Annotated in this window: 12 protein-coding genes; 7 read left to right on the forward strand and 5 right to left on the reverse strand. The window is 58.7% G+C overall.

Annotated elements, in window-relative coordinates:
• Positions 1–47 precede the first annotated feature (47 nt).
• From VN887_19110 to VN887_19120, 3 genes are read left to right on the forward strand one after another with little or no spacing between them, the layout of a single operon-like run.
• On the forward strand, positions 48–1,037 hold the full coding sequence (locus tag VN887_19110; protein HXT42126.1) for a CNNM domain-containing protein: 990 nt from the start codon (positions 48–50) through the stop codon (positions 1,035–1,037).
• 1 nt (position 1,038) lies between these two features.
• Entirely contained in the window at positions 1,039–2,394 is a 1,356-nt protein-coding gene (locus tag VN887_19115; GenBank protein HXT42127.1) for a hemolysin family protein, read from the forward strand.
• A 60-nt stretch (positions 2,395–2,454) separates the two neighbouring features.
• Entirely contained in the window at positions 2,455–4,821 is a 2,367-nt protein-coding gene (locus VN887_19120) for a hypothetical protein (protein HXT42128.1), read from the forward strand.
• Between the two features lie 12 nt (positions 4,822–4,833).
• Here VN887_19120 and VN887_19125 read toward each other — a convergent pair whose 3' ends face one another.
• Positions 4,834–5,685 (reverse strand): carotenoid biosynthesis protein, encoded by an 852-nt coding sequence (locus VN887_19125; protein ID HXT42129.1) that lies wholly within the window; start codon positions 5,683–5,685, stop codon positions 4,834–4,836.
• Positions 5,686–5,825: 140 nt separating this feature from the next.
• On the opposite strand from VN887_19125, the gene VN887_19130 reads away from it, so the two are divergent.
• Positions 5,826–6,344: a DUF4184 domain-containing protein gene (locus VN887_19130; GenBank protein ID HXT42130.1), complete on the forward strand. Its 519-nt coding sequence runs from the start codon at positions 5,826–5,828 to the stop codon at positions 6,342–6,344.
• A 105-nt stretch (positions 6,345–6,449) separates the two neighbouring features.
• Positions 6,450–7,226, forward strand: coding sequence for a hypothetical protein (locus VN887_19135; GenBank protein ID HXT42131.1), 777 nt, complete (start codon positions 6,450–6,452; stop codon positions 7,224–7,226).
• On the opposite strand, the gene VN887_19140 is transcribed toward VN887_19135, so the two are convergent.
• Positions 7,223–7,507, reverse strand: coding sequence for a hypothetical protein (locus VN887_19140; protein HXT42132.1), 285 nt, complete (start codon positions 7,505–7,507; stop codon positions 7,223–7,225). The two genes, VN887_19135 and VN887_19140, sit on opposite strands and share 4 nt — an antisense overlap.
• Positions 7,508–7,550: 43 nt before the next feature.
• Between VN887_19140 and VN887_19145 the strand changes: the two genes are divergently transcribed.
• Entirely contained in the window at positions 7,551–8,846 is a 1,296-nt protein-coding gene (locus VN887_19145) for a lactonase family protein (protein ID HXT42133.1), read from the forward strand.
• An 81-nt stretch (positions 8,847–8,927) separates the two neighbouring features.
• Here the strand turns inward: VN887_19145 and VN887_19150 are convergent, their stop codons facing one another.
• Entirely contained in the window at positions 8,928–12,164 is a 3,237-nt protein-coding gene (locus tag VN887_19150; GenBank protein ID HXT42134.1) for a PVC-type heme-binding CxxCH protein, read from the reverse strand.
• 141 nt (positions 12,165–12,305) lie between these two features.
• Entirely contained in the window at positions 12,306–13,829 is a 1,524-nt protein-coding gene (locus tag VN887_19155) for an alginate export family protein (GenBank protein HXT42135.1), read from the reverse strand.
• A gap of 199 nt (positions 13,830–14,028) precedes the next feature.
• Here VN887_19155 and VN887_19160 point away from each other — a divergent pair, with 199 nt between their 5' ends.
• On the forward strand, positions 14,029–14,568 hold the full coding sequence (locus VN887_19160) for a hypothetical protein (GenBank protein ID HXT42136.1): 540 nt from the start codon (positions 14,029–14,031) through the stop codon (positions 14,566–14,568).
• A gap of 27 nt (positions 14,569–14,595) precedes the next feature.
• Here the strand turns inward: VN887_19160 and VN887_19165 are convergent.
• Positions 14,596–14,921 (reverse strand): hypothetical protein (locus VN887_19165; GenBank protein HXT42137.1); only part of this gene is annotated, 326 nt, incomplete at its 5' end.

Raw genomic sequence — 14,921 nt, forward strand, 5'->3', positions numbered from 1 at the left:
TGCGCGAACTGCTGATCGAAACGGTGAATCGAAAAGGAGGGCATTGAATGGAGTACGGCGTGACAATTGCCGTGGTATTGGCGCTGTCGTTCGCGCTCTCCTTTTTCATGTCGGGCATGGAGGCCGGTGTCTTTGCGCTGAGCCGTTTGCGAATCCGGCAATGGGTGCGCGCCGGCAAATCACGCGCTCGTGTCCTGCACGGCTATCTGGAAAAGCCGGAGGATTTCCTCTGGACCATCATGGTGGGCAATACGCTTGCGAATTTCGTGGCGGTGAGCCTGGCGGTGATCACCCTGCACCGGCGTTATTATTCGCACCCGGCGGCATTTTGGGTGATTTTTTTGACCGGCGGCTTTTTCTTCTACGCGCTGGGTGAATTGCTACCGAAGATGCTCTTCCGCGCTTATCCGAACCGTTTGTGCATGTCGTTGGTCGGCCCTTTCCGGCTGATCCATGCGGCGTTATCACCCCTGGTGGCGCTCCTGAGCCGCCTGGCCAACGGGCTGCTTCGCTGGACGGGCGGAAGGACGTTTACCGGACACTTGTTTGGCACGCGCGAGGAATTCCGGCTCGTGATGCAGGAGTCGGCGCAGACCTTCAGTTCGGAGGAACGGTGGATGATCAACCGTGTGCTTGATTTGCAACACCTGACCGTCGATCGGATCACGGTGCCCCTGGAAAAGGCGACTGTTGTCGCATGGCAGACACCCATGTCGGAAGTACTGCGGTTGTGCCGCGAGCGCAATCTGACCCGGCTGCCGGTCTGGCAGGCGAATGGAGACCCGCTCCGCGTGGCAGGCGTGGTCAGTTTGAAAACCCTGCTGTATCAAAGCGATCTGGACCCGGACAAATCGGCCGGGGACCACGTGAAGCCGGCACTTTATGTGGACCACAAAATGCGCGCGGAGGAGGCGTTGCGCCGCATGCAGCGGAGCGGCCAGCGGCTGGCCATCGTGCTCGGACGCGACCAACGCGAACTGGGGATTGTCAGCCTCCAGGACATTCTGAAGTTCATTTTTGGAGAAGTGAGTTTGTGATATGCCTCACGAAACAGGCAGTTCGATTTTGTTGAACCTTCTCGCCGTCGCCGGGCTGGTGTTGTTAAACGGGTTTTTCGTGGCCGCGGAACTGGCACTGGTGAAAATCCGCGGCACGCAGCTCGACACGCTCATTCTTAAAAGGCACCGCCGCGCGAAGATCGCGCGGCAACTGGTTCAAAACCTCGATGCAGCCATCGGCGCCACCCAACTGGGTATCACCCTGGCGAGCCTGGGACTGGGGGTGTTGGTGGAGCCGGTGTTCAATGCGCTGCTGACGCCGGTCTACACGGGGTTGAACGTGCAATCCGAGACTGTCCGCCACACGGTGGCAATCATTACCGGCTTCCTGGTAAACACGTTTCTGCTGATTGTGGTCGGCGAGCTGGCGCCCAAGGCGATCGCCATCCGCAAGACACTGCCGGTTGCCCTGTGGACGGCGCAACCGCTGGTCTGGTTCGGCCGGGTCACCTACCCATTCATCTGGTTGTTAAATCGTTCCGCGCAATGGTTGCTCGGCCGCCTCGGCGTCGAGGCCGCCCGGGAGAGCGACCGCAGTCATTCCGAGGAAGAACTGCGGCTGTTGTTTATGGCCTCGCAGAAACAGTCGATGACGACGCGCCTGGGCCGGGACATCGTTTTGAACGCGCTCGACCTGCGGCATCGCGTCGCGCGGGACGTGATGCGCCCGCGCAAGGAAATCGTTGCGCTCGACACCGCGGCCACGACCGTGGAATGCATTGATATCGCGGAGAAGACGCGGTATTCGCGCTTTCCATTGTGCGAGCAGGGTGACCTCGACAAAACCAGCGGTGTTATTCATATCAAGGATCTATACGCGATGCGGATCAAAGCGCGCGTTGGCGCGGATCTGCTTCCCGTCTGCCGGAAGCTGATTTACGCGGCGGAAACCGTGCCCCTGGAAAAGCTCCTGCACCTGTTCCTGGAGCGAAAGCTGCATTTCGCCATCGTCGTGGACGAGTATGGCGGCACAGTCGGCATGGTGACGCTGGAAAACATTCTGGAGGAACTGGTCGGCCAGATTCAGGACGAGTTCGACCAGGAGAAACCCTTGCTGGTCAACAAGGACGAGCACACCTGGGAACTCGATGGCGCGCTGCCATTGCACGAACTTGCGGACGTCGTTGGCGAACCGGTGCAGGCGGAGGGCATTACCACCACGAGCGGATGGGTGACGCACCGGCTCGGGGGATTTCCGAAGCCGGGCGACACGCTCGCGCTGGGTGCGTACGAATTGCGGGTCCAGGAAACGGACGGAACGAAAGTGGGAAAACTGAAACTCACCCGTCGGCTTGAGATTGCGGATGATGGGACAACATCCATGCCTTCAATTTGAACCAGAATGCGTCTCAAAACTAAAAGCGCAGCTTGGTGTGCCGGTCGAACATTCGCGGTGATGGGTGCGGTTTTAGCAACGTTGATTACCCGGGGCGCCGCAGTTGAGCTTGGCGGAGCGGTCATCGTGACGCCGGAAAGTCCATCCCGTCTGGAAAAGAATGCTGTGACGATGTTGATCGAGGAAGTGGAAAAACGGTCCGGGATCCGCTGGGTCGTCGGGTCAAAGTGGCCGGATTCGTCACAAACGGTCATCGCCATCGGTGTGGCGTCGAAACAGAATTCCTTTGCCGGGGAATACGCCAGCGGGTTGTCAAAGGATCGAAAGGTTGAAGGCGCGGAAGGCTACCGCATCCACATTAAACAAGGCCGGCGCGCTCCTGTTGTATTTGTCATCGGCAATGACGACCGCGGCGTTGTATTTGGCGTCGGCCGCTTGCTGCGCGGTCTGCGCATGCGCGCTGGCGCTGTGAATCTACGGGACGATTTTGATGTTGCAACCGCACCCAAATACCGCTTGCGCGGACACCAGCTGGGCTACCGGCCCAAGACCAATTCCTATGATGCGTGGGACGTTGCGCGCTGGGAACAGTACATCCGTGATCTGGTGGTGTTCGGCTCCAACGCCATTGAGTTGATTCCGCCGCGCTCGGATGACAATTCATCGAGCCCGCACTTTCCACTGCCGCCGATGGAGATGATGGCGCAAATGTCCCGGCTGGCGGACGAGTATGGCCTCGACGTTTGGATCTGGTATCCGGCAATGGACGCGAACTACGGGGACGAGAAAACAGTGGAGTTTGCGCTCCGTGAGTGGGGTGAGGTCTTCAAAAAACTGCCCCGGGTTGATGCCGTCTTTGTGCCGGGCGGCGATCCGGGCCACACGCAACCAAAAGTTCTGATGGGTTTGCTTGAAAAGCAGGTTGAGAACCTCCACCGGTATCACCCCAAGGCGCAGATGTGGGTCTCACCGCAGAGCTTCAATCAGAAGTGGCTCGATGAGTTTATTGCCATTCTCCGCGACCAGCGGCCGGGCTGGCTGAGCGGCGTGGTTTACGGTCCACAAGTCCGTATCAGCTTGTCGCAATTGCGTCTTGCGATTCCTCAAAAATATCCGATCCGCCATTATCCCGACATCACTCACAGCTGGCGTTGTGAGTATCCCGTGCCGGACTGGGACTCGGCCTTTGCGGCGACCGAGGGTCGCGAGCCAATCAATCCGCGCCCGCTGGACGAGGCGACGATCTTCCGTCTGACGCAACCTGACACCATCGGTTTTCTCACCTACTCGGAAGGTTGCAATGATGACGTGAACAAGGCCGTCTGGAGCGCGCTTGGCTGGGATCCCGATGTCAATGTCACCAACGTTCTGCGCGACTACAGCCGTTATTTCATCGGTGATCGCTACACCGAAGATTTCGCCCAAGGTTTGCTGGCGCTGGAACGGAACTGGCGCGGTGCGTTGTTAACGAACAAAGGCGTCTTCGCGACGTTGAAAAAGTTTCAGGCGATGGAGGCATCGGCTTCTCCGCGACTCAAGGGCAACTGGCGGTTTCAACAGGCGCTTTATCGCGCTTATTATGACGCCTACACACGCGGCCGGCTCCTTTACGAGACCGGGCTTGAAGACAAGGCGATAACAAAACTGCGCGGCGCAAAACATCTCGGCTCGCTCGCGGTGATGTCGGAAGCGGAATCAATCCTGGAGCGGGGCATGATAAGTCGCGAGTTGACCCGGTGGCGTGCCCGCGTGTTCGAACTGGCTGGGGCGCTGTATCGCAGCATCGGAATGCAGTTGAGCGTCCCGCTCTACAAGGCTGAAGCGGTGGATCGTGGCGCAAATCTCGACAACATTGACGTGCTATTGAACGATCGGAAATGGCTGGGTCAACAATTCGCGGAGATTCACAATCTACCCGACGAACAGCGCCGGCTCGGGCGCATCGAACAAATCCTTCATTGGACCGATCCCGGCTCCGGTGGCTACTACGATGATCTCGGGAATCCGCTGCGGCAGCCACATCTGGTTCGTGGACCTGGCTTTGAGAAGGACCCGGCGTCCCTGCGGTCATCGTTTGTGGACTTCGGATACAAGGGCGGTCGTGTTTCCTGGTGGAATAATGCCGGGTCACTCTATGACGAGCCGCTCCAGTTGCATTATGACCGGCTTGATTCTCACACCCGTTACCGGCTTCGCGTAGTTTATGCGAGCGATATGCCGGGCCGCAAAATCCGCCTGGTCGCCAACGGGGGCATTGAAATCCATCCGTTCATGTCAAAGCCCGTTCCGCCGGAACCGCTCGAATTCGACATTCCCCTGGAAGCGACGAAAAATGGAGAGTTGACGCTGAGTTGGTACCGGGAACCGGGACTGGGCGACAATGGACGCGGTTGTCACGTTGCCGAGGTCTGGCTTCGTAAGAGATGAAAGGTCCACGATTCACCAGCGCGCGCCCCGGACGGCATAGACGGTCACGATTGCGTTGGCGACGACGCTGAAGCCGACGGCCGGCCACATCTGCCGCAGCGCGCAGCCGGTGATAAAATAAAAATTCAGCAGGAGCCACAACATGAGCGGATGGTAATCGGTCGGTTGTTTGACCGGCTGCTTGTTGATGAGCCACGGCGTCGTGAAAGCGAGGATGCCCAGCGCGGCTGCGAACCAGCCAAGGAAATTCACCCACGGCGCGGAATACCAGCCCGGGATCTCCGTCCGTACCTCCCAAAACCAGTAATGCTTCACGCGCGTCGCGAACGGTTCGAGACCCGCGTCGAAAAGCACGATCAGCAGGCAGGCGAGGCCGATGACCCAGAATCCATAATAGGTCGTCTTGCGCCACGGCCGCATGATGAGCCGGGCGACGCCGCGGCTGCTGACGATGATGGCGAGCCATAGAAACAGGATTGCCCAGGGCGCGCCAAACAACCTCGGCCCGAGCGCGTCCGTGTAGGCGCGCGGGCCGAACGGGACACCGGTCTTTTCAGCCACGCTCAAAATGCCCAGCGTGATGACCATAATCAGCGTCGTGGCCACGAAAACGCTTTGTTCCGGCAGTCGCCGCGCGAGCCCGACAATGGAAGTGACTGCGGCCAGGGGCCACAAGGCGCCTTCCAGCCAACGCCATTCCGCGGGCGTTTCGATGCCGAGCAGCAGTCCAACCCAGGCGACTGCGAAGCCGGCGAGGAAAGCGATGAAGAAGGGTTTGTGAAGCGTGTGTGCCCATGGGGACGGCAGTTGCGCGACGCCTCCACCGAAAATTTCAACGGGCGCCGGCTTGAACAGGGGTTTCATTCTTGACGCGTTCGGATCGGGTCGATGCTATTGGGCAATATGCCAAGCGATTTACTCATTCTTGATAGTCTGGCTCCAGAAAAATGTTCGGCTCGCGCCCGTCGGCGATCCGGTAATTGATGAAGCCAACTCCATCGCCCATGCCATTCACGCCGTTTCATTTTGGCCCGGGAGCGGCGCTTAAGGCGGCCATCCCGAAGCAGTTCAGTTTTGCGCTGTTTTGTTTCACACAGTGCGTGACGGACCTGGAATCGGGATACCATCTGGCTCGTGGCGAATATCCGGTGCACCGACTGTTCCATACTTATGCCGGCGCGACGGTCGTCGGGTTGTGTTGTGCGGTCGCGGGCCGCCCGGTGTGCAAGGCCGGCCTGAGTGTCTGGCGTGCGATTCCGCGGGCGCCCTTCAAAGCTCTCATCGGAGATGGGGCGGGCATTTCGTGGAGCAGCGCATTCCTGACTTCAATGATCAGCACTTACAGCCACGTCTTTCTCGACAGTATCATGCACGGAGATCTCGCTCCATTCAGTCCCTTCAGCGTGTCGAACCCTTTTCTGCACCTGATCAGCGTCCAGTCGCTTCATCTCCTTTGTGTAACGCTGGGGGTTATTGGAACTGCGATCTTATTGCGACGACGTAACCGCCGACTTGACGTGTAGTGGCGGCCCGGACTTGCGCAACTGTTCGTTCGCGGGTACGTTGGCGGCGGTTCAAGAATTGGTTGAATGAATTGACTGCATTGTCGTCAACAGAATGGAGCAAGCATGAAGACACGAATACTGACTTTCCCGGTTGCGGTGGCGGTGATCATGGTGCCGATGGCGGTTTTCAGCGTCCACTCTGAGCCCGTCCGCGCTTCCAACGATACGGGAGCGGGCGCAGCGGCGGAGGAAGCGAAGACACCCGATGCCGGCACGTCTTCCACCACTCAAGGCCCGCAGGCAGGCATGAAGATGGCCGCGCCAACGTCGAAATTCTCGTTCGGCGTGGACGAAATTGCGAAAATGTCCCAGGGAGGCGTCGAGACGGATGTGATTTTGAATTATATCGAAAATTCAAATGTGCCATATCATCCGAATGCGGACGAAGTTGTTCGGCTTCACGATCTCGGGGTGCCGCCGCAAATCATTACTGCGCTGATTCGTCATGGCGCGAAGGTACAGCAGCAGGCCGCGGCGGCGTACGCTCAGAATCAGCAGAGAACGACCGAAGAAGCGAAGGCGGCCGCGGCAACCGGCAACACGAATTCGGCACCCGTTTACACCGCGCCAGCCGTCACCTACAACTACGTTTACCCGGATTACGCCTACGGTTCCTATCCGGTTTACACCTATCCGGCATTCTATTCATATCCTCGTTACTGCTATTCGTCCCCGTTTTATTTTGGTTTCCGGTATCCATGCTACCGTCCCTTCTACTCGTTCAGTGGATTCCACACGTATTCGCGATTCGGTTTTGGCGGACGCGCCGGTTTCGGCGGACGAGTGGGTTTCGGACGCCTGGGCTTGGGTGGTGGTTTTCACGGCGGCAGACATCGTTAGCGTTTTGCCGCGAGCGACAGCGGATCGGCCACGTAGCTTTTCTGGCAGGGGCGACAAAGGTGGAATTCAAACCTTGCATACACATCGCGCATCAGTTCGTCTTCCGTCCGCCGTTCGAACTGCTCAACCAGAGCGTCCATTTCGCGGCGGGTGTCGCGCAGCAGGTCTTCGAGCGTGGTTTCCAGGGGATCCGCGGCAGCGACCACTTCGATTCTTGCGCGGTATCGTAGCTGACCTTTCTCGAGCGGACGGCCGCACAGGTCACACAAATGGGTGATCATGCGGTCAGCTTAATCGGAGACACAAGGCGTTGCATCCGCCATTTTGAAGTCACCGGCAAGACATGGACCCTTGCTCGAGAGTTTTGTTGAACATCTCGTCACGAACGTTCTTGCCTGGCGCAACCCGGCCCTGTTCAATCTCCGCATGAAAATCCTCCGCGTGGTTGGGAATGTATGCGTATTGACCTTCGCGCTGCTCCCCGGCTGCTTATTGCAAGCCCGCGCGGCGGCGGCCGAACCCACATACGCAGCGGGGATCTTCCTTGTTTACATCGGCACTTATACCGGTCCGAGGAGCAAGGGAATCTACGTTTCCCGTTTTGATGCAGCGAGTGGCAAGCTGGGTGTTCCCGAGCTGGCCGCCGAAGCCGCCAGCCCAAGTTTTCTTGCGGTTCATCCAAATCGCAGATTTCTTTACGCCGCGAACGAAGTCAGCGATTTCAACGGTAAAAAGAGCGGGGGTGTGAGTGCCTTTGCCATTGATCCGAACAACGGCAAGCTGACCCTCCTGAATCAGCAGCCGTCCGGGGGAGACGGGCCGTGCCACGTTTCCGTGGACGCAACCGGCAGGACTGTTCTCGTCGCTAACTATGGCAGCGGCAGTATCGAAGCGTTGCCGGTCAAGCAGGATGGCAGGCTGGATGTGCCAGCGACCTTTATCCAGCACCGGGGATCGAGCGCCAACAAACAGCGTCAGGAAGGTCCGCACGCACATTTTATCACAACGGACGCGCGCAACCGTTTCGCGCTCGCCTGTGACCTCGGATTGGACAAGGTGTTGGTTTACAAGTTTGATCCCATTGCCGGCACACTGGCTGCAAACGACCCGCCTTCGGCTTCGATCGCCCCGGGTTCCGGGCCGCGCCACCTCGCGTTTCATCCCAACGGCCGGTATGCCTATGTCATCAACGAGATCAAATGCACTGTCATTGCGTTTTCATACGACGCGAACCGCGGAGTGTTGACGGAACTGCAAACTCTCTCAACGTTGCCCGACGGAGAATCAGTGAGGCCGAATTACAGCACCGCCGAAATCGCAACGCACCCGTCGGGGAAGTTCTTGTATGGCTCGAATCGTGGGCACGACACCGCTGTTGTCTTCGGCATCAACGCGAAAACCGGCAAATTGACCCACCTGGAGAACATTTCGACCGCGGGCAAAACACCGCGCAGTTTTGGCATTGATCCTACCGGCAGGTATTTGTTGGCCGCCAACCAGGATTCCGACAGCGTGGTCGTCTTTCGCATTGACCAGACGACCGGGCACCTGACGCCGACTGGCAGCCGCATTGAGGTTGGAGCGCCGGTGTGCGTGGTGTTCGTTCGGGCCGATGGATGAACCTGGAGCGGATGGTTGCAACCCACGCGGCTGGCAGACGACTTCACAAACTCGCTTGCTGACGCAGTGGCAGGAAATGCCCTACTGCGCCCCCCATTTGGTGCCCTTCAGGAAGGCCAGCAAATCACCCAACTCCTGTCGGTTGAGCTGTTCATCCAGTCCTTGCGGCATGACGGACACCGTGCCCGGGCGAATCTCGGTGATGTCCGCACGCGCCACTCGTACCTCGGTGTTCGGCCCCGTGGCGAGAACGACCTCATCGGCGGCGTCTTTCTTCAACACACCGCTGATCTCGTCGTTCGATTTTGTCACGACGATCACCGGCTCGTAGCTGCGCACGAAACTGGCGCTGGGATAAACGATGGACTCCAGCAAATCGCGCTCGGTGCGCACTTCGCCGATTTTCGTCAGGTCGGGGCCAACATGGCCGCCAAGGTAGCCGATCGAGTGGCACGTGGAGCAGGCCGTTTTTGGACTGTTGAAGATTGCCTGGCCCCGCCGGATGTCTCCCTTCGGCAGCGACGCGAGGAGTTCTTCCAGATGCGCCTTTTGTTTCGCCGCGTCCGCGTTCAACGACAGGAGCAATGCTTCGCCGTCCTTTCGCACGGATTCAGGAAACTTTTCCAGCAACGGCTTGAGCTGGTCGGCGCGAAGACTGTTCAACGCCTTCGATCCTTTCAACGCGGCGACGAGTTTGGTCCCGACCGCTTCGGCGCTCGTGTGGGCAAACGCGCTGATAAGCCGGGAAACTTCCAGCGGCCCGGCCGTCTCAAGCGCATCAGCCAGTGCAAGCAATTGGTCATCGGCCAACTCTGCGCGGCCAACCACTGAAGCGGCCGTCGAACGGATTTCAGGCGGCTTTGCCGAACCGAGGTTTGAAGCGAGGAATTCAAAGAGTCCGGGTTCGACGTCTTTGAGCCCGTTGCGCATCGCTGCAAGAGCGTCCAGGCGCAGATCAACCGGACGCGATGAGTTGCGACCGATCTTCAGCAACGACCCGGAGAAGTCGGGTGCATTTGCCTTTCCTGCCGGCAGGGCTCGAACAGCGGCAGTGGCCGCGTGAAGGATTGCGTCATCGGCATCCGCCAGCGCGTGCGAAAGGCCGGTTGACCACGAAGCCGGAACTTCTTTGAGCGAGGTTTGCGATATGGCGCGCAGGGCGGCAAGCCGGCTTTCTTTGGAGCCGGTTGCGCAGGATTCACCCAGCAAATCCTGAATCGCGGAACTGCGGGCCAGTTGCGCCAATTGATGCTGCATCGTTTCAAGGTCGGTGTCAGCCAGATGTTGATTCGCCAGTCGTTCCCGAAAGAATGAGGCGAGAGTGCCACCCCAATCAGGGTGATGACCGACGATCCAGTTCGCCGCCGAGCGCAGGTGTTCGTCCGATGCGTTGAGGAATGGCAGAACGTCCGATGCTTTCAGATCACTGCCGTCCATCTGGTCGAGAGCGATGAGAGGTGACGGACCGAATTCTACTGCGTGTCCTTCGAGGAACCGCGTCGCCTCAATTGCTCTCGCTTCAATCAGTGCGTAGCAAAGACTTTGTTGTAAAACTCGATCCTTGCCGAATTTCATAGCTTCGGAGTCGAAGCTCGCGAGCAAACCCACAGCCGTTAACTTGGAGAACGTGCATGTTCGGCCAATGGTTTCGAATGCGGCTCTCCATTCCTGCGGGCTCATAAATTCGTTCAGACTCTTCGCCACGTTTTCGCCTCCTGCCCTATCTCGATGAAGAGAAATTGAGTCGTACGCAGCCAGTCGAACCGCTTCTTCAAAATCATCCGTTCCGACGCGGACGGCCGCCCTGGCTTCGGACGATTCGATTCGTGTTAAGGCCCATAGAGCATTTTGTCGCGCCCGAGTCGTGTATGGCAACTTCGCGATCTGCTCTTCGCGCCAGTGATGATATCGGTTAAGCCATTCGCCCTTGTTCTTGGCGCGCTTGTCCTTGAATCCGTTTGTGTCCTTTCCTGACGAAACAATTCTGCGCAGCGCGGGCAGCGAGGCATCTGCTTTTTTCGCTAAGCTTTCGATAGCGTGTTTCACTACAGCAGGGCGTGCATCATCAAGAAACTTTGCAAGTTCACTAGGTTTCATTCGTGCCCAGGCGATCCTCAGTCCCCGGGGATCTTCCAATTTTTCCCCCTCACGCTTCCGCACTCGATAAACCGCCCCCAGCACGTCCGGCTTGGCGAGCTGGGAACTTGGACAACACAGTTTGTACCAACCGCCGGTGTCCAGCACGAGCAGGCTGCCGTCGGCGTCTTCGAGAACGTCAGTCGGATGAAAATCCACGCTGTCGGAGACAAGGAAATCGCTGTCGGTGCTGGCGTAGGTCGCGCCCTTTGGTTGCAGAATGTGGCGCGTGACTTTGTGCAGGTTGAAGGTCGTGGCAAAAAAATTGTCGCGATAGTCGTTCCCAAACACGGCGCTCTCGTAGCGGCAGAGACCGCACTCGGCGGCGTTGCCGGCCTCGTAAAACGGGTGCATCAGTTCGGGACCGGTCCGCTTTACGCGTCCGTCTTCAAGCACGTCGTTTTGTTTGCCGAACACACCGCCATAGACCGCGTGCGCGATGCCGTCGCGGTAACCGGGCTGGCTGAAGTCAATGAACGTGCTGGTGAAAATGGCTTCGCCTTCGGGGGTGAACGCGACCTCGACCGGATTGTCCATACCGCCCGACATAATGACATCAAGGTCCGAACCATCCGGGCGCGCGCGATAGATATGCGCAGCGCGGTCGTTGAGCACCCGGCCATTGCCAAGTTTGTGGGTCTGTTCGGCGAACGCGCCCTTCGTCCAGTAAATATAGCCGTCCGGGCCAAGGTAGGGGCCGTGAATGTCGTTGGCGCAGCCGGTCAGTGTGCCGCCCTTGAACCATTCCTCGCGTTTGTCCGCGACGCCGTCGCCGTCGGTATCGGTGAACTTCCAGATGCTCGGGGGTCCGGCGACGTACACCGAACCGTCATGCCACAAGCAACCCTGGGGAAACATCACCTTGTCGGCGAACACAACCGACTTGTCAAAACGGCCATCGCCGTCCGTGTCTTCGAGCCGAATGATTCGGGCGGACGGATTCTTGAGTTGTTCGTCCGGTTTGGCATTGGATCCGGATGAGTCGGTCACGTAAAGGCGGCCGTGGTCATCGAAGCTCGCGCTGACCGGGCGTTGGACAAGATTGGTGCTGGAGACCAATTCGACCTCGAAACCGTCGGGGACCGTCAACGTCTGGTCGCCGAATTTGAATTGCGCGGCGAAGGTGAGGGGCCCAATGAGAGTTGCGGCGGCGGCGGCGGCGCGCAGTGCGAAAGGGTTCATCCGTTGATTATAGCCGGAACCCGGCAAAAACGTCAGCAGGAAAATCGATGCACTGAGCAGAGGTTTCGCCGGGCCGCAATGAAGCCTGGCCGGCGGAGGGCACAAAATCTCGGCGACCGACGAAACCAATGAAGCCGGGCCTTAAAAATTGAACGTGAACTGGGCGTAAAGAAAATCGGCGTCGGTCGCGCCACCCGGCAGGCCGGCAAGAGAACTATTCACGTAGTTGCCGACGAAAAAATGCCCGTAGCCTCCTTGAAGTATCGCGTACGGTTTAATCGCGTAAGTCGCGATGAGGTTCACCTCCGAGCCGACGTAGCTGCTGTAGTTTGGGTTAATGCCGTAACCGTTTCCGGGAGTCGCCGCCAGACCGCCGCGGCGGACTCCAGCCACAGTGTAGAACGAGTCGTGTGTGTCCGCCAGCCAGAACGCATGGCCGTCGAGAGTAACAGTCAATTGCTTGATGGGTTTGAGCGAGCCGCTCAGGCGCAGATTGTGGATGTTTTGTAACGAAACAAAATCCATGTACCCATAGGATTTGTGATTCGTTGGAAAGAGATTGTCGAACGTCTCGTGCTTTCCGTCAGCCGGGTCGCTGTCGCCGGAGGCGAAGTTGTATTCCAGACCGAGGCGCGGGGCGCCGAAGGCGTTCTTCCACGTGTAGCCGCCGGCGATGTGGGCAGCGAAGGCTTCCTGATCGAGGCTCGGACCGGCGACGGTTTCCTTGTACCGGCCGAATTGTCCCGCCAGTTCTGCTTCGTAATCCCAGGCGCCGAACTGTCCGGGCAGGGATTTCACGCGCAAACCGATCGTGTAAATATCCCGTGGCGTGGCTCCGCCGGCCTGTGGCGTGGCACCTGCGTTGGCGGCCGGCGAACCGGGGCCAGTGTTGCGCGCCAGAAAATAGAGCTGCGTCTCCTGTCGAGGGATCAGCGTTTTCGTGGACGCATAAATGCCGGAGAAATACTCGTAATCGTTCGAGGTGTTGAAGTTGTTCTCGTCGATAAGGACGGGTCGGCTGACAAACGCGTCCACCCAAAAGTCCGTGGTTTCGTAGCGCAGTTTGGCGGCGTCGAACACACGCGGTACATTGAGCCAGTCGGAGGTGCCGACGAGGCGCTCGTCGCCGTAAACCAGTTCTTGACGGCCCACTTTGGCCGTCAACGGGAACTGCGCCGCGTTGCCGAGCGAGAGGTAACCCTGATGCAGATCAAGTGCGCCGTCTGAATCCGGGTTGGGATTGCGATCATCTCCGGTTGACGAACTGTTCCGTCCTTCAACATACGCTCGGAACCACGGAACCGGGGAATAACCCAGGTGCAGTTTGGAGCGCAATAACAGATAAGTGTTGTCCGGATCACCTCCGATCTTGCGGAAATCCAGCGCGCCGGGCTGCCCGGCTGCCGCGAAATACTCCTTGTGCTCCTCGCGTGCGCGGAACTGGCCGCCAAGGTCCCAAGGCTTGAAAAAGTCCGATTCACCGCGAAGCCAGTCGTTGACCAGACCCGCCGCCTGCGGCGTCGCAATGGCCGCTTGAGGTGTCGGCGTAGAAGCCGCGCTCCCGTTATTGGTCGAGGGCGGCGGTTTGTTGTCGTCCGCATAAACCGCGTTGATAATAGCCAGAACCGTGGCCCCTGCGGTGGCGAAGCGATTAACGGTTTGCATGTGACAAGGAATCCCGCTGCATATTCGAGATTGTCAGCGTGCCGGGCTCGGTATCAAGAACAAGAATCGACCGGCTCCAGCGGGCGACGTGGCCTGTACGCGCGGATGGGCCCGTTCGAAAATAAAGGCCCCTTACTGACTGGCTCGGTGACGTTCACCTTTCGTTGACACGCAGCACCGAGTCCCTTACTAAAGCCGTATGAAAACTGCCGTTCAGCCGGTTTTGGCTTTGTTGTACTTCGCGATTCTTAATGTTTCACGCGCGGCGGAAACGCCGGCCACTTTCAAGGTCAGCGAATTCACATTCGCCCGACCGGCGGGTTGGGAATGGGTGGCGAGCACCTCGCCCATGCGCAAAGCCGAACTCAAGGTGGTGGACGCAAAGACGAAAGCCGAGGCGGAAGTTGTTTTTTATCATTTCGGGCCCGGCAACGCCGGAGGCACACAGGCGAACGTGGAGCGATGGTTCCGGCAATTTGCTGAACCACGCGAAAAGATCAATGCGAAGACTGAGGAGGTCACCGTGGGCAAACACAAGGTGACTTACGTGTCGGCGGAAGGAACCTACAAGAGCGGCATACCGGGCGGGCCGCAGACGCCGATGCCGAATTACGCGCTCGCCGGCGCAATCATCGAAGCGGAGCAGGGGAGCGTCTTTGTGAAGCTGACCGGACCGAAGGATTTAACCAGGGCAGCGACGGCGGACTTTAAGAAGATGGTCGAAGGTGCGCTGAAATAAAAACGCTGCGTCCACCAGCCGTCGGCTTCACGAAACGGGTTCGCCGAACTCACAGTTGTAGGTCTTGCCGCATTTCGTGCAAACGGCGTCAACGATGTCGAGGTCGGGCGACCAGGAATAGACCTGACCGCAGCCGGGACACTTGACCACGTAGCTCTTCCTGCTTTTCTGATACTCCTCGAACATCTGTTGCGCCGGCGTGGACAGATCCTGGACTTCGAGCACTGTCAGCGCGCGCGAATCGAACGTCCCGCCCGCCGACAGGCGCGTCGCCTGTGCGTTGATGACGGTTTCAAAACAATTTCTGACCAGGCGCGCGTTCCCGAAGTTTTCTCCACGTTCCTCGTGCAAAT

This window comes from Candidatus Angelobacter sp., assembly GCA_035607015.1.
In the GTDB taxonomy this organism is placed as follows: Bacteria; Verrucomicrobiota; Verrucomicrobiia; order Limisphaerales; family AV2; genus AV2.

What these genes read in the sequence shown, in the direction of transcription:
- VN887_19155 (HXT42135.1), bottom strand. Translation starts at nt 13,829, where the DNA reads ATGCAAACCGTTAATCGCTTCGCCACCGCAGGGGCCACGGTTCTGGCT.
- VN887_19130 (HXT42130.1), top strand. Translation starts at nt 5,826, where the DNA reads ATGCCATTCACGCCGTTTCATTTTGGCCCGGGAGCGGCGCTTAAGGCG.
- VN887_19110 (HXT42126.1), top strand. Translation starts at nt 48, where the DNA reads ATGGAGTACGGCGTGACAATTGCCGTGGTATTGGCGCTGTCGTTCGCG.
- VN887_19160 (HXT42136.1), top strand. Translation starts at nt 14,029, where the DNA reads ATGAAAACTGCCGTTCAGCCGGTTTTGGCTTTGTTGTACTTCGCGATT.
- VN887_19150 (HXT42134.1), bottom strand. Translation starts at nt 12,164, where the DNA reads ATGAACCCTTTCGCACTGCGCGCCGCCGCCGCCGCCGCAACTCTCATT.
- VN887_19115 (HXT42127.1), top strand. Translation starts at nt 1,039, where the DNA reads ATGCCTCACGAAACAGGCAGTTCGATTTTGTTGAACCTTCTCGCCGTC.
- VN887_19135 (HXT42131.1), top strand. Translation starts at nt 6,450, where the DNA reads ATGAAGACACGAATACTGACTTTCCCGGTTGCGGTGGCGGTGATCATG.
- VN887_19140 (HXT42132.1), bottom strand. Translation starts at nt 7,507, where the DNA reads ATGATCACCCATTTGTGTGACCTGTGCGGCCGTCCGCTCGAGAAAGGT.
- VN887_19125 (HXT42129.1), bottom strand. Translation starts at nt 5,685, where the DNA reads ATGAAACCCCTGTTCAAGCCGGCGCCCGTTGAAATTTTCGGTGGAGGC.
- VN887_19120 (HXT42128.1), top strand. Translation starts at nt 2,455, where the DNA reads ATGGGTGCGGTTTTAGCAACGTTGATTACCCGGGGCGCCGCAGTTGAG.